The organism is Microbacterium sp. FW305-3-2-15-F-LB2, from assembly GCF_058787255.1.
The window spans coordinates 369,746-389,954 of the sequence record NZ_JBYSZO010000001.1 but is presented as its reverse complement, the minus strand read 5'-3'; the positions used below and the strand labels follow the sequence as shown (position 1 = coordinate 389,954).

General features: G+C 69.6%; 24 protein-coding genes. 5 read left to right on the top strand and 19 right to left on the bottom strand.

The window, feature by feature from the left end:
* Window positions 1–62 precede the first annotated feature (62 nt).
* From AC3WLZ_RS01945 to AC3WLZ_RS01935, 3 genes are read right to left on the bottom strand one after another with little or no spacing between them, the layout of a single operon-like run.
* Window positions 63–1,397: a hypothetical protein gene (locus AC3WLZ_RS01945; RefSeq protein ID WP_492468847.1), complete on the bottom strand. Its 1,335-nt coding sequence runs from the start codon at window positions 1,395–1,397 to the stop codon at window positions 63–65.
* A gap of 22 nt (window positions 1,398–1,419) precedes the next feature.
* Window positions 1,420–2,097, bottom strand: a complete 678-nt coding sequence (locus tag AC3WLZ_RS01940) for a GTP pyrophosphokinase (RefSeq protein WP_412923412.1) — start codon at window positions 2,095–2,097, stop codon at window positions 1,420–1,422.
* A gap of 42 nt (window positions 2,098–2,139) precedes the next feature.
* Window positions 2,140–2,271, bottom strand: coding sequence for a hypothetical protein (locus tag AC3WLZ_RS01935; protein WP_412923411.1), 132 nt, complete (start codon window positions 2,269–2,271; stop codon window positions 2,140–2,142).
* A 119-nt stretch (window positions 2,272–2,390) separates the two neighbouring features.
* Between AC3WLZ_RS01935 and AC3WLZ_RS01930 the strand changes: the two genes are divergently transcribed.
* Window positions 2,391–2,717 carry a DUF7882 family protein gene (locus AC3WLZ_RS01930; RefSeq protein ID WP_492468846.1) on the top strand — a complete coding sequence of 109 codons (327 nt, stop codon included), beginning with the start codon at window positions 2,391–2,393 and terminating at the stop codon, window positions 2,715–2,717.
* A 2-nt stretch (window positions 2,718–2,719) separates the two neighbouring features.
* Here AC3WLZ_RS01930 and AC3WLZ_RS01925 read toward each other — a convergent pair whose 3' ends face one another.
* Window positions 2,720–3,037 (bottom strand): DUF7882 family protein, encoded by a 318-nt coding sequence (locus AC3WLZ_RS01925; protein WP_022879211.1) that lies wholly within the window; start codon window positions 3,035–3,037, stop codon window positions 2,720–2,722.
* Window positions 3,038–3,140: 103 nt separating this feature from the next.
* Between AC3WLZ_RS01925 and AC3WLZ_RS01920 the strand changes: the two genes are divergently transcribed.
* The gene (locus tag AC3WLZ_RS01920; RefSeq protein WP_412923409.1) at window positions 3,141–3,458 is read left to right on the top strand and encodes a DUF7882 family protein; all 318 of its coding nucleotides are present in this window, start codon (window positions 3,141–3,143) and stop codon (window positions 3,456–3,458) included.
* 1 nt (window position 3,459) lies between these two features.
* Here the strand turns inward: AC3WLZ_RS01920 and AC3WLZ_RS01915 are convergent, their stop codons facing one another.
* Both AC3WLZ_RS01915 and AC3WLZ_RS01910 read right to left on the bottom strand, forming a co-directional pair.
* Window positions 3,460–3,714: a hypothetical protein gene (locus tag AC3WLZ_RS01915; RefSeq protein WP_412923408.1), complete on the bottom strand. Its 255-nt coding sequence runs from the start codon at window positions 3,712–3,714 to the stop codon at window positions 3,460–3,462.
* 91 nt (window positions 3,715–3,805) lie between these two features.
* Window positions 3,806–4,342, bottom strand: coding sequence for a MarR family winged helix-turn-helix transcriptional regulator (locus tag AC3WLZ_RS01910; protein WP_492468845.1), 537 nt, complete (start codon window positions 4,340–4,342; stop codon window positions 3,806–3,808).
* A 147-nt stretch (window positions 4,343–4,489) separates the two neighbouring features.
* Between AC3WLZ_RS01910 and AC3WLZ_RS01905 the strand changes: the two genes are divergently transcribed.
* Window positions 4,490–4,969, top strand: coding sequence for a MarR family winged helix-turn-helix transcriptional regulator (locus AC3WLZ_RS01905; protein WP_492468844.1), 480 nt, complete (start codon window positions 4,490–4,492; stop codon window positions 4,967–4,969).
* Window positions 4,970–4,988: 19 nt separating this feature from the next.
* Here AC3WLZ_RS01905 and AC3WLZ_RS01900 read toward each other — a convergent pair whose 3' ends face one another.
* Window positions 4,989–5,234 (bottom strand): DUF3072 domain-containing protein, encoded by a 246-nt coding sequence (locus tag AC3WLZ_RS01900; protein ID WP_412923405.1) that lies wholly within the window; start codon window positions 5,232–5,234, stop codon window positions 4,989–4,991.
* Between the two features lie 78 nt (window positions 5,235–5,312).
* Here AC3WLZ_RS01900 and AC3WLZ_RS01895 point away from each other — a divergent pair, with 78 nt between their 5' ends.
* Window positions 5,313–6,275 (top strand): alpha/beta fold hydrolase, encoded by a 963-nt coding sequence (locus tag AC3WLZ_RS01895; RefSeq protein ID WP_492468843.1) that lies wholly within the window; start codon window positions 5,313–5,315, stop codon window positions 6,273–6,275.
* Here AC3WLZ_RS01895 and AC3WLZ_RS01890 read toward each other — a convergent pair.
* The 6 genes from AC3WLZ_RS01890 to AC3WLZ_RS01865 all read right to left on the bottom strand — a co-directional run bounded on the left by AC3WLZ_RS01890 (window position 6,264) and on the right by AC3WLZ_RS01865 (window position 11,525).
* Window positions 6,264–7,466: an ADP-dependent glucokinase/phosphofructokinase gene (locus AC3WLZ_RS01890; protein WP_492468842.1), complete on the bottom strand. Its 1,203-nt coding sequence runs from the start codon at window positions 7,464–7,466 to the stop codon at window positions 6,264–6,266. The genes AC3WLZ_RS01895 and AC3WLZ_RS01890 overlap by 12 nt on opposite strands.
* A gap of 18 nt (window positions 7,467–7,484) precedes the next feature.
* Window positions 7,485–8,348, bottom strand: coding sequence for a ketose-bisphosphate aldolase (locus AC3WLZ_RS01885; protein WP_492468841.1), 864 nt, complete (start codon window positions 8,346–8,348; stop codon window positions 7,485–7,487).
* Window positions 8,349–8,381: 33 nt separating this feature from the next.
* Entirely contained in the window at window positions 8,382–9,227 is an 846-nt protein-coding gene (locus AC3WLZ_RS01880; RefSeq protein WP_412923402.1) for a carbohydrate ABC transporter permease, read from the bottom strand.
* 1 nt (window position 9,228) lies between these two features.
* Window positions 9,229–10,158 (bottom strand): carbohydrate ABC transporter permease, encoded by a 930-nt coding sequence (locus tag AC3WLZ_RS01875; RefSeq protein WP_492468840.1) that lies wholly within the window; start codon window positions 10,156–10,158, stop codon window positions 9,229–9,231.
* Between the two features lie 72 nt (window positions 10,159–10,230).
* Window positions 10,231–10,506: a hypothetical protein gene (locus AC3WLZ_RS01870; protein ID WP_492468839.1), complete on the bottom strand. Its 276-nt coding sequence runs from the start codon at window positions 10,504–10,506 to the stop codon at window positions 10,231–10,233.
* Between the two features lie 134 nt (window positions 10,507–10,640).
* Window positions 10,641–11,525: an ABC transporter substrate-binding protein gene (locus AC3WLZ_RS01865; RefSeq protein WP_492468838.1), complete on the bottom strand. Its 885-nt coding sequence runs from the start codon at window positions 11,523–11,525 to the stop codon at window positions 10,641–10,643.
* 233 nt (window positions 11,526–11,758) lie between these two features.
* On the opposite strand from AC3WLZ_RS01865, the gene AC3WLZ_RS01860 reads away from it, so the two are divergent.
* Window positions 11,759–12,565, top strand: coding sequence for a DeoR/GlpR family DNA-binding transcription regulator (locus tag AC3WLZ_RS01860; RefSeq protein ID WP_412923399.1), 807 nt, complete (start codon window positions 11,759–11,761; stop codon window positions 12,563–12,565).
* Here AC3WLZ_RS01860 and AC3WLZ_RS01855 read toward each other — a convergent pair whose 3' ends face one another.
* From AC3WLZ_RS01855 to AC3WLZ_RS01830, 6 genes are all read right to left on the bottom strand, one after another.
* On the bottom strand, window positions 12,566–13,690 hold the full coding sequence (locus AC3WLZ_RS01855; RefSeq protein ID WP_492468837.1) for a PQQ-dependent sugar dehydrogenase: 1,125 nt from the start codon (window positions 13,688–13,690) through the stop codon (window positions 12,566–12,568).
* On the bottom strand, window positions 13,687–14,709 hold the full coding sequence (locus tag AC3WLZ_RS01850) for a zinc-dependent alcohol dehydrogenase family protein (RefSeq protein WP_492468836.1): 1,023 nt from the start codon (window positions 14,707–14,709) through the stop codon (window positions 13,687–13,689). Before AC3WLZ_RS01850 ends, AC3WLZ_RS01855 begins: the two co-directional genes overlap by 4 nt.
* Before the next feature lie 77 nt (window positions 14,710–14,786).
* Entirely contained in the window at window positions 14,787–17,630 is a 2,844-nt protein-coding gene (locus AC3WLZ_RS01845; protein ID WP_492468835.1) for an aminotransferase class III-fold pyridoxal phosphate-dependent enzyme, read from the bottom strand.
* 90 nt (window positions 17,631–17,720) lie between these two features.
* Complete coding sequence (locus tag AC3WLZ_RS01840) at window positions 17,721–18,524, bottom strand: DUF1206 domain-containing protein (protein ID WP_492468834.1); 804 nt, start codon at window positions 18,522–18,524, stop codon at window positions 17,721–17,723.
* Window positions 18,525–18,540: 16 nt separating this feature from the next.
* Window positions 18,541–19,233, bottom strand: coding sequence for a phosphatase PAP2 family protein (locus tag AC3WLZ_RS01835; RefSeq protein WP_492468833.1), 693 nt, complete (start codon window positions 19,231–19,233; stop codon window positions 18,541–18,543).
* Between the two features lie 55 nt (window positions 19,234–19,288).
* A complete protein-coding gene (locus tag AC3WLZ_RS01830; protein ID WP_492468832.1) occupies window positions 19,289–20,158 on the bottom strand; it encodes a hypothetical protein in 870 nt (289 codons plus the stop codon).
* Window positions 20,159–20,209: the final 51 nt, after the last annotated feature.

Here is a 20,209-nt window from a genome sequence, read left to right as displayed (position 1 = left end):
AGACCAGCGAAGTTACGTTCGACCGCCGGGCGCATCGTCGTTGACAGCACCCCCGTCGCGCACTATGCGCGCTCGGGCGGGTGGACCAGCAGGTCGACGCGTTCGTCCAGATAGCGGGCGAGCGGGACGTAACCGCCCCGCGCGCTCCAGCGCACCATCGGCTCGCCGTCGCGGAGTGCGACCGGCGCGGTCCGCTCGTCGAGTGCGAGCGGATCGACCGGATGCCACCCGATGTGCACCGTCTCCCCCTCGGGCACGCCTCCGCGGTGGGCGGCGGCGGCGAGCTCCGCGCGACGGCGCTGCGATTCCGCCGCGAAGCCTCGGCGCACTTCGGCGCGCGACCGCACGATGTCCCCGGTGGCGAGCACCGCGTCGGCGGTGAGGAGCAGCGTGCCCAGGTGCCACGCGCGGCCGCGGTCCACGATGCGAGGAGCGCGCGGGATGCCGAGCAGGCGTCGCCCCTCCTGCAGCTCGCCGATGCGCTCTTGCGGTGCGTCGACGAGCCGGAGCCGCGCGGCGGCGACGAGCTCGGCGAGACGGTCGGTGCTCACGAGGTCGCTCCCCCGTCGAGCGCGGAGCGGGCGCGGTCGAGGTCGCGGGCCGCGGTGGCCGCCGTGGCGCGCCGCGGCGGTCTCGTCCTCGGCCGCGTCGAGAGCCGCCTCCGCAGCTTCCACGTCCTTCTCCACGCGCGCGATCTCGGTGCGCAGCGACTCGAGCCTCTCGCGGACGCGATCGGCCCGCTCGCGCGCCGTCGCCTCGCGCGACGTCGCCCCCGCCAGCGCCCGATCGGCGTCCGACCGCCCACGCTCCGCTTCGCGCACGGCGCGCTCGGCCGCTTTGCGCGCCCGGCGCTGCTCCAGGTCATCCCGCGCGGGGGCCTCGGCGACGGCCGCACCTTCCGGCACCGAACCGGCTACGGCCACGCGCGGGTCCGAATCATCGGCGAGATCGATGGATGCCACCAGCCGCCCGGTCAGGATCATCGCGGCGGCGTGGGGGTCGATGATCGCGGCGTTGACCGTCTTCTCCACCGCGTCGCGCATCGACGCGCTCAGGGGTGCGCCCGCCTCGGCGGCGAGGTCGGCGGCGCGCCGGGCCAGCGCGGCGACCAGCTGACGGCGCTGCCGTCCGAGGCGCGTCATCTCCGCGGCATCCGCGTCGTCCTGCGCCTCGCGCAGTGCCTGCGACAGCTCGACGGCTTCACCGAGCTGTCCGTCGCGGACGAGCAGGTTGACCGCCCACGCCGCGACCGTCGGCTTGCGCACCTTCCCGATCTGCCGGCCCACCGTGCCGCCGACCTCTTCGGCGCGCGCGTTGCGCGCCGCGGTGAACTGTGCCGGGGGGAGCGCGAGGAGATCGGCGGCCGCCGCGTCGAGGAGGGCCGCCGCATCACTCATCCCCCCATTGTGACCCGTCGGGTCAGAGCGAGACCACCCCGGGGCGGGGGCCACGGATCTGGCGGTGGAGTCGCTCCATGCGAGCGTCGAGTTCGGCGGCCGTGTCGGCGGCATCCTTCAATTCCGCCAGCAGGTCGTCGGGAACGAGCCGGTCGTACTTGTAGTAGATCTTGTGCTCCAGGCTCGCCCAGAAGTCCATCGCGATCGTCCGGAACTGCACCTCGACGGGCACGTCGACACGACCGGTCGAGAGGAACACGGGCACCTCGACGATCACGTGCAGGCTCTTGTATCCGTTCGCCTTGGGACGCGCGATGTAGTCCTTCACATCGCGGACCGTGATGTCGTCCTGCTGGGTCAGCAGATTCGACAGACGGTACGCGTCGTCGACGAAGCTGCACGTGATGCGGATGCCGGCGATGTCGGTGATCGCGCTCCGGATCGAGTCGAAGTCGGTCTCGATCCCCTTGCGGCGGACCTTGTCGACGAGACTGTCGGGCGACTTGACCCGGCTCGACACGTGTTCGATCGGGTTGTAGTCGTGCATCTCCTGGAACTCCTCGCGGAGGATGGAGATCTTGGTCTCGACCTCGGCGAGACCGAACCGGTATTCCATGAGGAAGCGTTGGAACTCGTCGCGCATCGCGCGCAACGACGCTCCGGACACCGTGATCTGCTGATCGTCCAGCGGGTCGGACATGACACCGACGCTAACGGTGACGCCTACGAGGGCCCTGGGAGCTCACTCGCCCATCGGGGTGGCGCGCGGGATCAGCTCGCCGTCCACCACATCGATCCCCGTGAGCTGATCGAAGACCTCGGGGAGGTCAGCATCGCCGGCGGGTTCGGGAGTCAGGGGAAAGCGGGAGTCCATCACGGGGATCCTTCCGTGGATGTCACCACGATTCCAGAGCCGCCGCGCGCAACGGGTGGCCTTGACACCCCGGCGGCCGCCGCGTAGTCATGCCAAGGCACCCCGGTATCGTGGATGCCATGGGCACGATCTTCTACGGCGGGGGCGGGACGGCCGTCCACATCGAGGACCGCGCGCTGGCGCATCTCAAGGTCGTCATCTCGACGAAGCTCCGTCGCGGCGAGAGCTTCACGCTGTCGTGGCAGCACCCCGAGAACCAGCCGCGGGGCCGAAGCACCCTGTGGCTGCACCCGGCTATTCCATTGCGGTTCGTCTTCGACGACGCGGAGCCGGCGAAGCTCAGCCGCGAATGGATCGAGCGACTGGCCGAATCGGCCAACTCCTCCGGCGGGATCATGCTCGTCCCCGAGGACATCGCACCCGCTGAAGACGCGCCGAAGCGCTGAGGTCAGCCCTCTTCGACGAGGGTGTCCTCCGACGGCTCCGGCGTGATCGCGAGACCGTTCGGGCCCGATGCGGCGAGCATCAGGTCTTCGACCCACACCCGGTTGATGCGCGGCTGACGGCTGCCGTAGAAGTGGAACTGGATCGGCACCGACGGGTGCATCCAGAAGCTGCGCCGGCCGCTGCCGTCGCCCACCTCGACGTCGAACATGAACGACTCGGAGCGTCGGAGCTTGTTCATCACGACGATGCGGAGGTGCGCCAGCGTGCGGTCATCGATGTCGACGGCGTTCGCGACGGTGTCGTAGATGAATCGGCCCATGACGACGAGCCTATCCGAGACCCGCCGCCGCGCGAATTGCACGGCACCCGGTGCCGAATCAAGCCCCCATTTCGCGATACCCCCACGGCGTTACGGTTCTCTCGTGGGAACGCTCTACTACGGCGACGCCGCGACGCCGATCGAGATCGAGGATCGCGCGCTCGCCCACGTCAAGGTCGTCATCGCGACCAAACTCCGCCGCGGCGAGAGCTTCACGCTTTCGTGGACGCATGGCCCGGGTCAGGAGGTGGGACGCAGCACGGTGTGGCTGCACCCCTCGATTCCGCTGCGCTTCGTCTTCGACGACCCGGAGCCCGCGCTGTTGAGTCGCGCGTGGGTCGAGGCTCTGGCAAACTCGGCCAACTCGTCCGGCGGGCTGCTGATCGTCCCCGATCCGGCCGGCGACGCCACGGACGGCTGACTCAGGCGATCCGCTGATCCAGGATCTCGCGCGCGCCCTCTTCGACGGCCGTCGGGATCACGAGAGGCCGACCCGCCGAGAACGCCTCCCACTCGCGCAGGACGACGGTCTCGATGTGCACGGGGTCCTCACCGGGGTAATCCAGACGCAGTCGTGAGACGACCGACTGGAGGGATGCCACGGCCACACCGTCCACCGTCTGGACGGCGTCGATGCCGGCCGCGGGGATGCGCGCCTCGATCGTGTTCTCGTCCATAGATGTCATGGTTTCACGGAGCGCGGACGATTCCTAATACTCAGAATTCAACTAGGCTTCCTAGTTACTTACGCGGTATGTAGATCGCCGATCAGAGGGCCGCGTCGACGTCGACAGGCAGCTCCGGATGGGGGTCGACCTGGTCGACGGCATCCTGCAATCTGCTCAGGCACGCGATGACGACGGCGCATTCCTCGGGCGTCATGTCGATGACGGCGGCCATCATGCGGGAGTGCATTGAGCCGAGCGTCGCTCGGACTTCGGCGTCGCTGGCGGCCGTGGCCACGATGTGGATGCTGCGACGGTCGGTGGGGTGCGGGACGCGTGTGACGTGCCCAGACTTCTCGAGGCGATCGATGATCGCGGTCGTCGAAGCGGTGGAAACCCCCAGGTAGCGGGTCACTTCACTCGGTGAGACCTGGCGACCCTGGCCGGTGGCCCGCAGCAGGTAGCGAAGGACGAGCAACTCGTTCTCGCCCATCGACATGGACTCGCGGGTGCGACGCCGCATCGCGACCTCCGCCGCCCGATAGACCCGGAATGCCTGGAGCACTTCGACGGCGCGGCGACGGCGGTCTTCTTCGGTCGCACCGTACCAATAGCGCGACACCTGCGAGCCGTTCTCCACCTCGGCATCTTACGTCAGACGGACACCGCGGAGCCCCTGCCACCGGGCACGGTTGACAGCTACGATGGTAAATATATCGTTTCGCTACTTGATGGGTGTGCGAGATACGAGAAAGATGAACTATCCCGATCAGGGGGTGACGAACACATGACCACGGAAGACGATGTGGTGAAGGCCGTCAGCGACCTGTCCGAATCCGGCGCCGCCTCCGAGCGCGCCGCCCTGCATTCCCTGGGCATCGGCCCGAACGACGCCAAGGTCCTCCGCTTCCTCCTCGCCCGTGAGGACGGCGATGAACCCGTGACCCCGCGGCTCCTGGCGGAGATGCTCGGCATCTCCTCCGCCGCGACGACGGCTCTCATCGACCGCCTCGCCGACGCCGGGTGGGTGGAACGAGTCCCGTTCCCCGGCGACCGACGCTCGATCGTCGTGCGCGCCACCATCGACGACGCGTCGCCCGCCCGGCACCTGCTCGCGGTGCGCCGGTCGTCGGTGGCCGAGGCGGCCTCCCGGCTGGGAGCGGCGGAACGGCGGGTCATCGCCGATTTCCTCGACGAGGTCGCCCGCGCCGAGAAGCAGCACATGGAGCGGCTGAGCGCCCGGGCAGAGGAATCCCGCTCCGCCTGAGCGACGGAGCGGGATCGGATCAGCCGTTGGAGCGGCCGGTCTCCTGCTGCAGACGTTCGATCTGCTCCGAGGCCTCCGCCTTGGTCAGATCAGCGGTGATCTCCTCACCGGCCTCGCGGGCGAGGGTGTCGATGTAGCTGCGCTGCGGCGCGGTCATCGGCTCGTCGCCGGTCACCCAGTCGGACGGGTCCTTCTCCGCCGGGTTCTGTGCGTCGTGCGTTGCGCCGAGGGTTTCTTCTTCGTGGTCACGGGGAGCATCGGTCATGGCGCCAGGCTAGGTCGGCGACCCGAGGCGGGAACCGGGATTGACAGCCTCCCATCGGGAGTGCGGCATCCTGGACGGATGGCCGACGAGACCCGCCCCGCCGACGTCGATGTCCAGACGGTCCGGCGCGGGAGCGCCCAGACCCGGGTCACGATCGTGTCGACCGGTGCCCGTGGGCGGGCGTTCGTGCTCGTCGCCGGCATCGGTGTGGCGGCGAGCTACTTCGAGTTCCTCGCGCCGCTGCTGGCGGAGCACGGCGACGTGTACGCGCTCGACCTTCCCGGGTTCGCCGGGATGCCGGCATCCGGAGACGAGCCGACCGCGCGGTTCTTCGCCGACCAGGTCGAGGGCGTGATCGCCCACTACCGCCTGGAGAACCCCGTGCTCGTCGGCCACTCCATGGGAACGCAGGTCGTGGTGGAGGTGCTCGCCCGGCGCGACGATCTGTCGCACGCCGTCCTCGTGAGCCCCGTGGTCGACGAGGACGAGGCGTCAGCGTTCGTGCAAGCGGTGCGCTTCGTGCAGTCCACGGCGCGCGAGTCCCTGCACATCGCGGTGATGGCCGTGTCGGCGTACCTCCTGTGCGGGTTCCTCTACTTCGCCGAAGTGCTGCCCCACATGCTCCGCTACCGGATCTCCGACCGCATCCGGCACGTCGACGCCCGCCTCCTGCTCATCCGCGGCGAATTCGACCGGCCCTCGCCCCGACGGCTGCATTCCCGCCTCGTGGCGCGGGCGCGCGACGCCCGACGGTGGGAGATCGAGGGTGCAGCGCACTCGATCGTCAACGGTCACGCCGTCGGCGTCGCCCGCCTCGTGCGTCACCACCTCGACGACGACCTCGCGGCGCGGGGCCGACTGTCCGCGGCCGAAGCGAGAGTGCCACCCGCGCGGCACGCCGACGTGCGCATGGTCCTGGATGCCGCGTCCAGCCGCATCGCGGAGTGGATCAGCGCCGTGCGGCACGACCAGGACGGCGTCGAGCGCGCCAAGGTGCGTCACGCTCGCCTCCTGTGGCGCGCGTACGTGTCACGACGCTGACCCCGCACGGACGGCCGCGGGCACGGCCGCGAGGAAGCCGCCGACGAACGTGTCGCCGAGGCCGATCGTCGTCGGGTGCGCGACGTCGACGACGTGCGCGGCGACGCCGGCGGACGGCATCCGTTCCTCCACCGCGGCGACGACGGCGGTTCCGCCCGGATGGCGCGGCAGCGCCGCGGTGTCGTCGAGGTCGGCGATCGTGCACGCGTCGCCGACGCGGTAGCGGGTCGCGGCCGTGCGCACCGCGCTCACGAGCCCCGCGCGATGGCGGTGGGCTTCAGGCCCCACGGCGAGCGCCCAGTACTTGGTGTGGACCACGAGCGCGGGCACCGGGATGAGCGCGTGCACCTCGGTGAGCGCTGCGACCACGTCGTCCGGCGCGAGCAGGTCGACGGAGCGGCCCAGGTACTCCTGCAGTTCGTCCTCGTTCATGCCGTACACGTCGATGCGGTCGAGGAGCCGCCGCCGGACGATCGCGGCGAACGAGCGGTCGTAGAACCCCGCGTCCTCGTAGTAGACCACCGCCTCCCGCGGGAGGCGCCGCATCGCCGCGGTCAGGTCGTCGAGACGCCGCTCGAGCAGGGCGGCATCCTGCATCGTGTTGAATCCCGACACGAGGAATGCCGCTGCCCCGGCGAGCGCGTCGCCGAGGCCGTCGGCGATCGCCATCTCGCGGTTGGGGGCGTCGTTGGCGAAGATCAGGCGATTCGACGCCGGTGCCGTCACCGTCCCGTCGGCGAGGGTCACCGACGTTCCCTCGGGGTACTGGACGATGAGGTGCGGATCGAGGGTGTCGCGCGTGGCCGACGAGACGACGCGCATCGAGCGGGGAAGCAGCCGCCGGACGGTGTCGTCGATGCTGACGAGGTGCTGCACCGTGGGGACACCGATCCGGTCGAGGGCGATGCCCGCGCGCACGCCGGTTCCGCCGAGCGTCACGGCGGTGTCGAACCGGGCGGCGAAGGTCTCGATGATCTCCGAGCTCGAGACGAAGCGCTCGCCTCCCCCACCGGTGGCGAGGAAGGCGAGCACCGTCGCGACGAGCGTGCGCTCGTCGACGATCGGCGCCGTGGTGACGAGCTCGTCGCGGCGGATGCCGTGCTCCGCCGCGAGGGCGGTGAGCACCTCGGCATCCCAGCGGATCTCGTAGTCGACGGTGCCGCCGAGTCCGAGGACGAGGTCTTCTGCCATGACGCCGATCATCTCCGATCAGTACAGGTCGGCCTTGCCGGCGGCGCCGAACAGGTCGATCTTCTCGGCCGCGGTCACCTTCATCGCCGCGATCGGCTCGGGCTGGATCGCGTTGGGCTCGCGCAGGCGCCGGTCGGTGCCGAGCACCTCGCGCATCCGGTCGTGGTAGGCGACCTTGATGTCGCTGGAGATGTTGATCTTGTTGATGCCGAGCGACACGGCCCGCGCGAGTTCCGTGTCGGGGTTGCTGGATCCGCCGTGGAGGACGAGGGGGATGCCGACGGCCGCCTTGATCTGCTCGAGCAGGTCGTGACGCAGCTCGGGGTTCTTGTCGGAGGGGTACAGGCCGTGCGAGGTGCCGATGGCGATCGCCAGGCTGTCGACGCCGGTCTGCTCGACGAAACGCACGGCGTCATCGACGTTGGTGTAGATGATCTCGGCCGCACCCGACTCGCCGTAGCTGTCGTTCGCGCCGATCGTGCCGAGCTCGCCCTCCACCTGGATGCCGGCCGCGTGCGCCGCCTCGACGACCTTGCGGGTGATCGCGACGTTCTGCTCGAACGGTTCGAGCGAGGCGTCGATCATGACCGAGGTGAAGCCGGAGTGGATGGCGGTGATCATCTGCTCGTAGGAGCCGCCGTGGTCCCAGTGGATCGCGACGGGCACGCTCGACCGGTGCGCGCGGGCGTGCATCGCCGGGATGAGGTCGGTCGTGATGTGAGAGACCTCGTCGGGGTGGATGGCGATGATGACCGGGGCGGACTTCTCTTCGCTGATGTCCATGATCCCGGTGAACATCGCCCAGTCGGAGATGTTGAAGGCCGGGATGGCGAAGCTGTGGGCGTTCGCCACGTCGAGGATGGACTTGCCGGTGTAGAGCACGGATTTCTCCTTGTCGGGGGTGGTGGTCGAGAGTCAGCTCTTCACCGAGCCGGCCGTAAGGCCGCTGATGAAGAAGCGCTGGAAGAACAGGAAGAGAACGAGGACCGGGATCGAGCCGAGGATGCTCATCGCCATGATCTGGTTCCACTCGTAGGAGTGCTGGCCCATCAGCAGCTGGATGCCGATCGGCACCGTGCGCATGTCGATGGTGCGCGTGAGGGTCAACGCGAAGAGGAACTCGTTCCACGCGATCATGAACGTGTAGATGCCGACCGAGACGATGCCGGGGATCGAGATGGGCACCAGCACCCGCCAGAGGGCGGTGAACGAACCGGCGCCGTCGACGCGGACCGCCTCGTCGAGCTCCTTCGGGAGCGTGTTGAAGTAGCCGGTCATCATGATGATCGCGTAGGGCAGCGTGAACACCATGTAGGTGAGGATCAGGCCCGGGTAGGTGTTGTAGAGCTTCAGCGTCACCATCAGCCCGAAGTACGGGATCAGCAGTGTGATCGGCGGCACCGCCTGGACGCTGACGATGATGACGTTGACGATGCGCTTGCCGCGGAAGTCGAACCGGCTGAACGCGTACGCCGCCTGGATCGCCACGAGGAGCGTCAGGACCGTCACCGCGCCCGCGACGACGTAACTGTTGATGAAGAAGCGCACCGTCTCGGGCGTCGTGAAGATCTTCACGTAGGCGTCGAACGAGAACGTCTCGGTGATCAGGCGCGGCGGCAGCTCGAAGATCTGGGTGTTCGACTTGAACGAGCTCGAGAGCATCCACAGGACGGGGCCGGCCGCGAAGACGGCGCCCAGCACCAGTCCGATCAGCACTCCGGTCTTGGCGACGCGGGTGCGCGCCGTGGTGGTCAGGGCCATGTCAGTCCCTCGCCTTCTGGTGGCGGACGTAGAGGACCGCGATGATCATGGACATCGCCAGCACGAGCACCGCCGACGTGGCTGCCGTCGAGAAGTCGTACGTGGCGAACGCGAGCTTGTAGGTGTAGGTGCTGAGCATCTCGGTGACGTCGATCGGACCGCCGCCCGTCGTGAGCCAGATGAGGGCGAACTGCTGCGAGGTCCAGATGAGGTCGAGCAGCAGGAGGCTGACGATGATGGGCCGCAACTGCGGGATGGTGACGTTCCAGAAGCGCTGCACGGGGCTCGCGCCGTCGACCGTGGCGGCTTCGTAGAGGTCGGTCGGGATGCCCTGGAGACCCGCGAGCAGGCTCACCATGAAGAACGGGTAGCCCGCCCAGATGTTGATGAAGGTGACGGTGCCCAGCGCGAGCTGCGGCGACGCGAGCCACTCGATGTTGGTGTTCAAGAGGAAGTTGACGATGCCGTTCGGCGACAGGAGCATGCGCCACAGCACCGCGATGACGGCCACGGTGAAGAGCCAGGGCAGCACGTAGAGTCCGCGGAAGATGGCCCGCGGCACCGCGCCGATGAGGCGGCTGTTCAGCAACAGGGCGAAGGACAGGCCGAGGACGAGGTGGGCGGCGACGCTCGTGAGCGTGAAGAAGAGCGTGTTGCCGGTGGCCTTCCAGAAGCCCGCGTCCGTGAGGACGGTGATGTAGTTGTCGAGCCCGACGAGCTCGGGGTTCTTGTTGGTGATGACGTTGTCCTGGAACGAGTACCCGATGACCATGACGATCGGCACGATCATCAGGACGAACAGCAGGATCAGCGTCGGGGACAGGAAGGCATAGGCCTCGGATGCCTTGCGGAGCTGGCGCGTGCGCCGGGACGCGGGGCGGCCGGTGACGATCAGCTCGGTATCGGGGGGAGTGAGGGTGCGCATGGTCATGGTGTGCGGCCTTCCTGGCGGGGATGCCGCACCGCCCGGTGCGGCAGTGCGGCATCCCCTGTCAGCGTCGGGTCAGAACTTCGCCGTCCATTCGTCCTGGGCCTTCTGCAGCGCGTCCTTCATCGACTGCTGGCCGTCCAGGGCGGATTGGAACTGCTCGCCGAACTGGCGCATGAGGTCTTCGGCGACGGGCAGACCCGTGAACTCGTTGGCGGGGTAACCGGCCTTGTAGATCTCGAACGCCTTCTTGAACAGCTCGTCGTCCTCGACGAACGTGGGCACGGACTCGGTGTTGCCGGGGAAGGCCTTGGCCATCGTCGAGAGCTCCGAGTTGACGTCCTTGCCCATGAGGAACTGCACCAGCTTGAAGGCCGCGTCCTTGTGCTCGGAGTTCTCGGCGACGCCGATGCCCCACGAGGCGTAGGGGATGCCGCGCTCGCCGGTGAAGCCGTCCTCGGCGGGGATCGCGGAGATCGAGAAGGTCAGGTCGGGGTTCGACTCGCGGATGAGGTTGATGTGGGGGCGAGCGAGTCGATCATCATGCCGACGCGGCCGTTCGTGAACTCCTCGACCTTGTCCTGCTCCTTCATCGTGAAGGATCCGGGGGCGATCACCCCGTCGTTCCACAGCTGCTGGACGTAGTCGGCGGCCGAGGTGACGTCCGCGTTGGTCAGGTCGGGCTTGCCGTCTTTGAGCATCGACCCGCCCGACGCCCACACCCACGACATGACGTCGTTCTGCACACCGTTCGGAGCCTCGAGCGAGAGCGGGAGCACCCACCCGGAAGCCTCGCCGCCGAGCGCCTTGATCTTCTTGGCCGCGTCGGCGAACTCGGTCCGCGTCGACGGGGGCGTGTTGACGCCGGCCTGGGCGAGGATCGCGTCGTTGGTGAACATCGGGTACACGAAGTTGACGACGGGGATCATGTACGTGCTGCCGTCGACCTGGATCTGGCTCGCGAGCTGGCTGTCGTCGAAACCGGCGTCGCTCATCAGCTGCGACAGGTCGGCGATGACGCCCTGCTTCGCGAAGTCGCTGACCCACGCGCCGTCGAGACCGACGACGTCGGGCATGGTCCCGGAGGCGGCGCCCGCGAAGAGCTGCTCCTTCGTCGAGGCGTACGGCCCGCTGACCAGGTCGACCTTGATACCCGGGTTCTCCTGCTCGAAGGTGTCCATGAGCGCACGGAACTGGCCGTCAGGCAGCTCGGGCTCCCACCACTGGGCGAATTCGATCGTGACGTCACCGCCGTCGGACGGAGCCGCCGAGTCCGACGAGCACCCCGCCATCGCCAGGAGGGTCGTGGCCGCTGCGGCGGCACCGACGAGCTTGATGGCGTTCCGACGCCCGCGCCCGCTGTTGTCCATCGTTTCTCCTCATTGAGATCTGCTGCATTTCGCGCTGTTCTGCGCGTTCTTGCGTCTTTCAGCATGAGTATGCGCGTATTTGCGTCGACGCGCAAGGCGACGATGCAGATTCGTGACAATAGCGGCAGTGAGCGGCGCTCCCATGCCGCGATATCGGCAGAATCATGCTGTTTCATGCCGATTCTGGCAGAATCTTCTCGAACCGTTTGCCGCTCTGTGCTAGAGATGACGGCATGGAGGGCACAACCACTCAGAACAAGAAGCGGCTGCCGGCGGGTCGGAAGGCCGAACTCGCCGCGTACGTCGCCGAGACCGGCCAGGTCACCGTCGTCGACCTCGCCTCGCACTTCGGCGTCTCGATCGACACCGTCCGCCGCGATCTCGACCAACTCGACCGCGAGGGGATCGTCGTCCGCACGCACGGCGGCGCGGTGAGCGCGATGTCGGTTCCCGGGCGCGATCGCGGTCTCGACGTGCGCCTGCAGATGCAGACCGCCGAGAAGGAGAAGATCGCCGCACTGGCGGCCGACCTCATCGAAGACGGCTCGGTCGTGATGCTCAATGCCGGAACGACGACGCTCGCTGTCGCGCGCGCGCTGCGCAACCACCGCAACCTGACGATCGCGACGAACAACCTGCGCATTCCCGCCGAGATCTCCCCGCAGGTCTTCCGCGACCTCTTCATCTTCGGCGGCGCCGTGCGCACGATCACGCAGGCCACGACCGGACCGGTGACGCTCGCCGCCGGCGCGCGCGGCGCCGACGTCGACATCCGCTGCGATTACGCGCTCATCGCCGTCGGAGCGGTGGATGCCTCGGGCTTCTCGACCAGCAACCTCGGCGACGCGACGATGATGAGCGAGATGATCCAGCGCGCCGACCGCACCGCGATCCTCGCCGACTCCACGAAGCTCGACCGGCGACTCTTCGCCCAGGTCGCGGCGCTCGAGAAGGCGGACTACCTCATCACCGACGCTCCGCCCTCGCCCGACCTGGCGGCAGCGCTGGCGGAAGCCGGTGTGACGGTGCTCACGCCCTGATCAGCCCGTTCTCAGCGGGACGCGCAGGATCGCGTCGTCGTCGCCGCCACCGCGATCGGTGTTGCTCGTGACGATCCACAGGGTGTCATCGGGTGCGACGACCACGTCGCGGATCCGGCCGTACTGGCCCACGAAGAACTCCCGCGCGCTGGCCGGGTCGGCCGTCGGAACGACTCGCACCCGCTGGCCGCGCAGGTTCGCGATGACCACCGAGCCGTCGACGACAGCGAGGCCGCTGGGGCTGGCATCCGCGGGCGCCCATTGCTGCACGGGGTTCACGAAACGGTCGTCGTCGCCGAGGCCCTCGACCTCCGGCCAGCCGTAGTTCGCGCCGGGTTGGATGACGTTGAGCTCGTCCCACGTGTTCTGGCCGAACTCGGAGGCGAACATCGTTCCCGCCGTGTCCCACCCGATCCCCTGCGGGTTGCGATGACCGAGGCTCCACACCGGCGAACCGGGGAACGGGTTGTCGGCGGGCACCTCGCCCTCGGGGGTGACGCGCAGGATCTTGCCACCGAGCGACTCCGGATCCTGGGCGCGCGCCGGCTCGGCGGCGTCGCCCGCGGTGATGTAGAGCATGCCGTCGGGTCCGAAGGCGATCCGGCCGCCGTTGTGGGTGCTGGCCGAGGGGATGCCGTCGACCACCGTCTCTGCGGTGCCCAGCGCGAACGACCCCGGTGCGCCGTCGAGCGGGAACCGCATCACCCGGTTGCCGTCGGCGGTCGTCGCGTAAGCGTAGAGGTAGCCGTCGGCGTGGGCGATGCCGAGGAGCCCGCCCTCGCCGCGCGGGGCGACGTCGGGAACCTCCCCCACGACACGGGTGCCGTCTCCGACGATCTCGAGGATCTCCCCCGTGTCGCGCTGGCTCACCAGCGCCGCCTCGCCGACGAACGCCACCGACCACGGCGTGGTGAATCCGGATGCCACGACCTCCGGCTCACCGGCGGGCACCACGAACGCGGGGGCGTCGATCGGCGGCGCCGAACGGGTCACGGGCGGTGCCGCCGGAGGGGACGACGGAGGCATCGCATCCGTCTCCCGCTCGCCCGTGCACCCGGCCAGGGCGGCCAGTGCCAGGGTGAGGCCGGCCGCGAGTCCCGTACGGCGTGTCGTCGAGGGGCTCATGGGATCGTCAGCAGCACCTTGGTGGCGCGGCGTTCGTCCATCGCGCGGTAGCCCTCCGCGGCTTCCTCGAGCGGGAGGGTCAGGTCGAACACCGCGCCCGGGTCGATCTCGCGGTCCCAGATGAGCTGGATCAGCTCGGGGAGGAAACGCCGCACGGGCGCGGGCCCGCCGTGGAGGTGCACGGCCGAACGGAACAGCTCCTGTCCCTCGAGCGTGACGTCGTGCGAGACCCCGACGAAACCGATGTGCCCGCCGGCGCGGGTGGAGCGGATCGCCTGCTCCATCGACTGCTGAGTGCCGACGGCCTCGATCACCGAGTGCGCGCCGAGCCCGCCGGTGAGCTCCTTGACCTTCGCGATGCCCTCGTCGCCGCGCTCCTCGACGATGTCGGTCGCACCGAAGCGTCGCGCGAGCTCCTGCCGGTCGGCGTGGCGCGACATCGCGATGATGCGCTCGGCGCCGAGCTGTTTCGCGGCCAGGATGCCGAGCAGCCCGACCGCTCCGTCACCGACGACGGCCACCGTCTTGCCGGGACCGACCTCGGCCGCCACCGCGGCGAACCACCCGGTGCCGAGCACGTCCGAGGCGGCGAGGAGCGACGGGATGAGGTCGTCGTCGGGCTGGCCCGGGGTCGCGACGAGCGTGCCGTCGGCGAGCGGGATCCGGGCGAACTCGGCCTGGGTCCCCACGCGCCCCATGGGCACGACGTGCACGCAGCGCGACTGGTATCCGGCCTGGCAGATCTCGCACGTGTTGTCGGATGCCATGAACGAACCGACGACGAAGTCGCCGACCTTCACGTTCTTCACCGCGTCGCCGATCTCGGTGACGACCCCGACGTACTCGTGGCCCATGGGTGTGGCATCCACCGTGTCCGCTCCCCGGTACGGCCACAGGTCGGAGCCGCAGATGCACGACGCGGCGAGACGGATGATCGCGTCCGTCGGTTCCTGGATGGTCGGGGCGTCCCGGTCTTCGACGCGTACGTCTCCGGCGGCGTGCATGATGACTCCACGCATGGCGGTTCCTTTCGGGCGGAGGGATGTCTTCGTCCGGTCTACTCCTCCGACCCGACCGCGCTGCGGGGCTTGCGCGATCAGAAGCCGGTCGTCAGCACCCGGTCGAGCATGTCGGCGAAGTAGTCGACCGAGTCGCGCGAGACGCACAGTGGCGGCTTGATCTTCAGCACGTTCTGGTGGTCGCCGGTGGGCTGCATGACGACGCCGAGCTCGAGCAGGCGGTCGCAGATCGCGGCCGTCTCCTCGGTCGCGGGCTCGAGGGTCTCGCGATCGCGCACGAACTCCAGCCCGAGGTAGAGCCCCGACCCGTGCACGGTGCCGACGAGGGGATGCCGTTCCCCCAGCGCCTCGAGACGGGCCTTGAGGTGCCCGCCGACGACGCGGGCGTTCTCCTGCAGCCCCTCGTCGCGGATGATGTCGAGCACCGTCAGCCCGACGACCGACGACAGCGGCGAGCCGCCCGTGGAGGAGAAGAAGTAGCCCTGCGTGCGGTAGCGGTCGGCGATCTCGCGGCGCGTGATCACGGCGCCGAGCGGGAAGCCGCCGCCGATCGACTTGGCTACCGCGACGATGTCGGGCACCACGCCCTGCTGCTGGAAGCCCCAGAACCACGACCCGAGGCGGCCGAAGCCGACCTGCACCTCGTCGGCGATCGCGAGTCCGCCGAGCTCGCGCACCGTCGCGTAGACCTCCCGCAGGTAACCGTCCGGAAGCGCGACGCCACCGGCATTGCCGTAGAAGGTCTCACTGAGGAAGGCGGCGGGCGCGTGCCCCTCGGCGGCGAGCGCGCGAAGGCGCGCGACCGCTTCGGGCGCGTAGCGGGCGGCATCCGCACCCCGGTGACGGCCGCGGTAGGAGTTGGCGGCATCCACGGTGTGGACCCAGTCGGGGCGCGTCTCGAGGGCGTTCGGGTTGTCGGCGATCGAGGTCGACACCGCGTCGCTGGCGTAGGTCCAGCCGTGGTAGGCCTCGGCCATCGCGACGACGTCCGTGCGCCCGGTCGCGGCCAGGCCGAGCCGGATCGCGAGGTCGACGGCCTCGGAGCCTGAGTTGACGAAGAACACCGTGTCGAGCTCGTCCGGGAGGGTCGCGGCCAGCCGTTCGCCGTACTCCGTGATCGCGGCGTAGTGGAAGCGCGAGTTGGTGTTGAGCAGCCGTGTCTGCCGCGACACGGCGGCATGGATCCGCGGGTGCGCGTGGCCGACCGAGGCGACGTTGTTGACCATGTCGAGGTACACGCGACCGTCGACGTCGACGAGGTACTCGCGCCAACCGCGCTCGATCCGCGGCGGACGGGAGTAGTAGTGCTCCTGCACCTCGGCGACGACGGCCTCGCGGCGTTGGAGCAGATCGTCGGGGCCGGCTGCGGGCGCGGCGATGCCGAGCGCGGGAGTCGCGTCACCGATGACGGCGCGCCATCCGGGCAGATCGCTCGGCCGCACGGCATCCGGAACCTCCGCGGGGTCGAGCGTCGTGAGCAGCACGCGCACGCGCGTCCGGGTGGGCACGTCGACCGTGCGCGCGGACGAGGGCGGGATGCCATCCCCCACGCGCAGCGAGAGCGCAGCGTCAGGCAGAGCGAGCGTCGCGGGAGCCGCGAACCACACCGACGCGGCCGTGGGGACCGTCGCAGGTTCCTCGGGGGTGCGCGAGGGGGCACCGAGCAGCGTCGGAACGAGCGCGGGAAGCACGACGGCGTCGGCTCCCCCGTCGAGGAGGCGCCGGGCTGCGCGCTCGAGGGCGTCGTCGTCGAGCCACGCGCCCTCGTCCGTGAGCGGCGAAAGGGTCGTGGCGTCCAGCACGACGGGGTGGATCGTCTCGGGCAGGATCGACGCGCCCTCCCACGCCGGAGCGGGGGCGGACGGGCGACCGAGGGCGTGACGGATGCGGGCCGTCGCCACCTCGAGGGGCAGCACGACCGACCGGCGGAGGATCTCGAACTCGCGGTCGAGGGCACCGCTGGCGTAGTCGTTCGCGTCATCCAGCCGCACCTGCTGACGGCCGCTCAGCACGAGCACGACCCCGCGCAGCACGACGAGGGGCCACAGCGCCGTGATCTCGTCGTCGGAGAGCGGACGACGTCGGTCGAAGGCCGCGATCGCGGGGAGGGTCGAAACGGATGTCGCGCCGTCGTGGTGCAGCACCGACGACACCGTCACCGCGATCTCGCCCACGGCCCACGAGTCGATGACATCGCCGAAGTCGATCACGGCGTCGGGGAGCGTCCCCACACCGTGCGGGCGCAGGACGTTGTCGTCGGTGACGTCGAAGTGGCCGAGCTGCCGCGGGAGCCCGTCGGCCACCGGGGACAGCACGGCGAGCGCCGCGGCCGTCGCCGCGGCGCAGTACTCCCGAACCTCGGCATCCGGTTCGGTCGCCGCGATCTCGGCGATCACCCGCTCGGCGTGACGCAGATCCCACTGGAGGACTCGACCGGAAGCGGGGTGGGTCTCCTCCGCGAGCGCAACGCTGACGGCGGCGGCGAGTTCGCCGAGCCGCTCGATCACGCGGGGCGCGAGGTATCCGGAACCGGTGAGAGTCGCCCCCGAGACGAAGGAGATGATCCGCGCGTGCAGACGCCCCTGACTCGTCTGCCACCACCCCGCCACGGGGCCGCGCGGGCCGTCGACGACCTCGGGGATACGAAGCCCCGGCTCGGCCCTCGCGACCGCTGCCGCCGCGGCATCCTGCATCTCGATCTCGATCTCGCTGAAGACCGGGTTGCTGATCTTCAGCACGCCCAGCGGCTCTCCCCCACCGACCGGACGGACGAGGAAGTTCTGGTCCTGCTGGCTGCCGAGACCCTGCAGCTCGACCTCGAGGCCGTGCACTTCGCGGAGCAGCTCGACGGCCTCGGCGGTCGGGAGGGTCGGTGTCGGCAGCTCACCGTGGCTGAAGTAGTCGAACAGGGTCTCGGTCATGGCGGGCTCCATGGTGCGCGGAACGGGCGGGGCGACGGTGCCCCGGGTCTTCGGGTGACCCCAAGAACACTAGCGAGGCGCCGCCGTGCCCTACATCCGCGCGTAGCGGGCGCGGGCGAAACAGAACACGCCGTAGACGACGAGCCCCGCGCCCACGAGCCACAGCACGACCTGCCCGAACGGCAGCCCCGCGAGCGAGCGGAGCGCCCCGTCGAGTCCGCTCGCGGCATTCGGGTCGTGCGTGAGCGCCGCCACGATGAACAGGATGCCGGCCACGCCGACGGCGATGCCCTTCGCGACGTAGCCGACGGTCCCGAACACCCGGATGCCACGACCGGCCGGCCCGCTCGGAACGAACAGGTTCTTCAGGAACGCCCGCGTGATTCCACGCACGACGAACGACCCCCCGACGGCGGCCACGATCAGGCCGACGAGGACGAGGAGGAACACTCCGCCGGGCGACGCGAGCAGGGTGGCGCTCAGGTTCTTGGTCGAGGCGGAAGAGTCCGAGCGTCCGCCCATCGCCGCGGTGAAGGCGGTGCCGGCGATCGCGGCGTACGCCACCGCCGTGCCGACGTACTTCGCGCGGTAGCCCCAACGCTTCTTGGCATCCGGGTTCCGCTCGACGATCGCCTCGCTGATCTGCCAGATCGCCAGGGCGACGAGACCGACGATGATGACCCACAGGAGCAGCAGTCCCGCCGGCGCGGAAGCGATCTGCGCGAGGGCTCCCGACTGATCCGCGCTGTCGCCGGCACCGCCGGTAGCGATGGCGATGGCGATCACGCCGATGAGGAGGTGCAAGAGTCCGAGCACGACGTACCCGACACGGGCCGCGACTCGGAAAGCGGTCGAATCCTGCGCCTTGTCGGCGGCTGCACTGGCAGAAGTCATCCGTGCACCGTAGCGCTCAGAGCGCGGCTGCGGCAGCCCGTTGCGCTCGGCGCTCGCGAGCCACTTCGATCGCCGACCACACGATCGTCGCGACCGCGAGACCCTCCAGCGCGCCGGCCGTCACATCGGACAGCCAGTGGGCGTGGAGGTAGGTGCGACTCCACATCATCAGGACGACCCACGCCACCCCGACCGCCCACACCCAGCGCCGTCGCAGGATCAGCCCCAGCGTCACGACGATCGTCGTCGCCACGGCCGTGTGCCCCGAGGGGAACGAGGTCGCCACGGTCTCGGCGAGCGAATCGGTCGGTCGCGCCCTGGCGATGACCGCGGCCATCGGCGCACCGATCGCGACGACGAGGGCGATGGATCCCCCGACGTTCAGCGCGTCCCACGGGCGGCGGAGGACGAGGAACACGATCGTGGTGGCGACCCCGATGAGGATCATGCCGATCGTGCCGCCGACGATCGCCGGGACCCACGCGACGATGACGCCCACCGGTGATGCGAGCGCCGACATCGTGTCGTCCCACCACACGTCCAAAGGAAGCGGGGCGGATCCGGTCAGCGCGACAACGAGGCGCAGGGCCACGAAGGCGACGGTCGCGGCGACCCCCACGACGAGCGCGTGGGCCCGTCGCGCGTCGGGGTCGGCGGTCGGGGGTGCTGCGGCGGTGTCGGCCGTGGCGTCGCCTGTGGTGGCATCCATCCCGCCATCTTCGCAACAACGGACCCCGCGGAAGGAGCGCTTGCGAACGGCGGAATCAGCCCTTTCGGAAGTCGAGGGGCGCGTCGGCAAGACGGAGGCCGGAGGAGCGGATCGCCTCCTCGACGGCCTCCACCGAGGCCGGGTCGCACAGGATCTGCGTCTTCGCGACGCCGTCCGTCGGCATGCCCCCGCCCGCACCGTCCCAGAATCCCGTCACGCCGTAGGCGTCGACCAGCGTGCGCAGCAGCGCGGCATACGCGGCGGACTCCCCCGGAGCGGGCGCAGCGGTCAGTCGTGGCCCGCTGATCTCGATCTCGCTGTCGGCGTCCACATCGGCGGCCCGTCGAAGCTCGTCGGCTGCTGCGACGAGCGGGATCATCGTCGAGATGTCGTCGCGTCCGTCGAGCAGATCCGAGAACGAGAGGCGACCGTTCTCCCAGACGGCGGCCTGGATGCTGCGTCCCGGGGCGAGGCGGTTCACCGCGTCCACCGTGGGCAGCACATCGACCGGGAAATCCGGGCAGCCGGATGCCGCGGGCTCGGCGAACACGGACACTTCGGCACCGGCGGGGGTACGGACCGTGAGTCCCCAGACGACGGGATCCCGGTAGTCGGACGAGCACGCCAGGTCGAGCAGCGCGGGGAGTGCGGCGCGGTCGAGCGTGACCCGGAGGGCCGACGACGGGTTCGAGAAGATCGGCGCCTCCACCCAGCGCTCTTTGTCGACCGCGACCACACCTGGCAGCGCCATGATCTCGGCCTCCAGGCGGTCGAATTCCGCGCTCGGGCGATCGAAGTGCGTTTCGTCGATCACCCAGCTGAAGACGAGCAGGTAGCCCGCGCCGAGTCCGACCGCGGCGAGGACGAGGGCCGAGATCCCGAGGATCTTCAGACGTGAGACCCTTCGCGGTGCGGACGTCGTCATGTGAGCCCCCGTTCTCCCGCGTGTCACCTCCGAGGGTACGACCGCCGCGGA

Bases quoted from the DNA above. Each gene is read 5' to 3' on its own strand.
- AC3WLZ_RS01945 (WP_492468847.1), bottom strand. From the start codon at position 1,397: ATGAGTGATGCGGCGGCCCTCCTCGACGCGGCGGCCGCCGATCTCCTC.
- AC3WLZ_RS01940 (WP_412923412.1), bottom strand. From the start codon at position 2,097: ATGTCCGACCCGCTGGACGATCAGCAGATCACGGTGTCCGGAGCGTCG.
- AC3WLZ_RS01935 (WP_412923411.1), bottom strand. From the start codon at position 2,271: ATGGACTCCCGCTTTCCCCTGACTCCCGAACCCGCCGGCGATGCTGAC.
- AC3WLZ_RS01930 (WP_492468846.1), top strand. From the start codon at position 2,391: ATGGGCACGATCTTCTACGGCGGGGGCGGGACGGCCGTCCACATCGAG.
- AC3WLZ_RS01925 (WP_022879211.1), bottom strand. From the start codon at position 3,037: ATGGGCCGATTCATCTACGACACCGTCGCGAACGCCGTCGACATCGAT.
- AC3WLZ_RS01915 (WP_412923408.1), bottom strand. From the start codon at position 3,714: ATGGACGAGAACACGATCGAGGCGCGCATCCCCGCGGCCGGCATCGAC.
- AC3WLZ_RS01905 (WP_492468844.1), top strand. From the start codon at position 4,490: ATGACCACGGAAGACGATGTGGTGAAGGCCGTCAGCGACCTGTCCGAA.
- AC3WLZ_RS01900 (WP_412923405.1), bottom strand. From the start codon at position 5,234: ATGACCGATGCTCCCCGTGACCACGAAGAAGAAACCCTCGGCGCAACG.
- AC3WLZ_RS01895 (WP_492468843.1), top strand. From the start codon at position 5,313: ATGGCCGACGAGACCCGCCCCGCCGACGTCGATGTCCAGACGGTCCGG.
- AC3WLZ_RS01890 (WP_492468842.1), bottom strand. From the start codon at position 7,466: ATGGCAGAAGACCTCGTCCTCGGACTCGGCGGCACCGTCGACTACGAG.
- AC3WLZ_RS01880 (WP_412923402.1), bottom strand. From the start codon at position 9,227: ATGGCCCTGACCACCACGGCGCGCACCCGCGTCGCCAAGACCGGAGTG.
- AC3WLZ_RS01875 (WP_492468840.1), bottom strand. From the start codon at position 10,158: ATGACCATGCGCACCCTCACTCCCCCCGATACCGAGCTGATCGTCACC.
- AC3WLZ_RS01870 (WP_492468839.1), bottom strand. From the start codon at position 10,506: ATGGGCAAGGACGTCAACTCGGAGCTCTCGACGATGGCCAAGGCCTTC.
- AC3WLZ_RS01865 (WP_492468838.1), bottom strand. From the start codon at position 11,525: ATGGACAACAGCGGGCGCGGGCGTCGGAACGCCATCAAGCTCGTCGGT.
- AC3WLZ_RS01860 (WP_412923399.1), top strand. From the start codon at position 11,759: ATGGAGGGCACAACCACTCAGAACAAGAAGCGGCTGCCGGCGGGTCGG.
- AC3WLZ_RS01855 (WP_492468837.1), bottom strand. From the start codon at position 13,690: ATGAGCCCCTCGACGACACGCCGTACGGGACTCGCGGCCGGCCTCACC.
- AC3WLZ_RS01850 (WP_492468836.1), bottom strand. From the start codon at position 14,709: ATGCGTGGAGTCATCATGCACGCCGCCGGAGACGTACGCGTCGAAGAC.
- AC3WLZ_RS01845 (WP_492468835.1), bottom strand. From the start codon at position 17,630: ATGACCGAGACCCTGTTCGACTACTTCAGCCACGGTGAGCTGCCGACA.
- AC3WLZ_RS01840 (WP_492468834.1), bottom strand. From the start codon at position 18,524: ATGACTTCTGCCAGTGCAGCCGCCGACAAGGCGCAGGATTCGACCGCT.
- AC3WLZ_RS01835 (WP_492468833.1), bottom strand. From the start codon at position 19,233: ATGGATGCCACCACAGGCGACGCCACGGCCGACACCGCCGCAGCACCC.
- AC3WLZ_RS01830 (WP_492468832.1), bottom strand. From the start codon at position 20,158: ATGACGACGTCCGCACCGCGAAGGGTCTCACGTCTGAAGATCCTCGGG.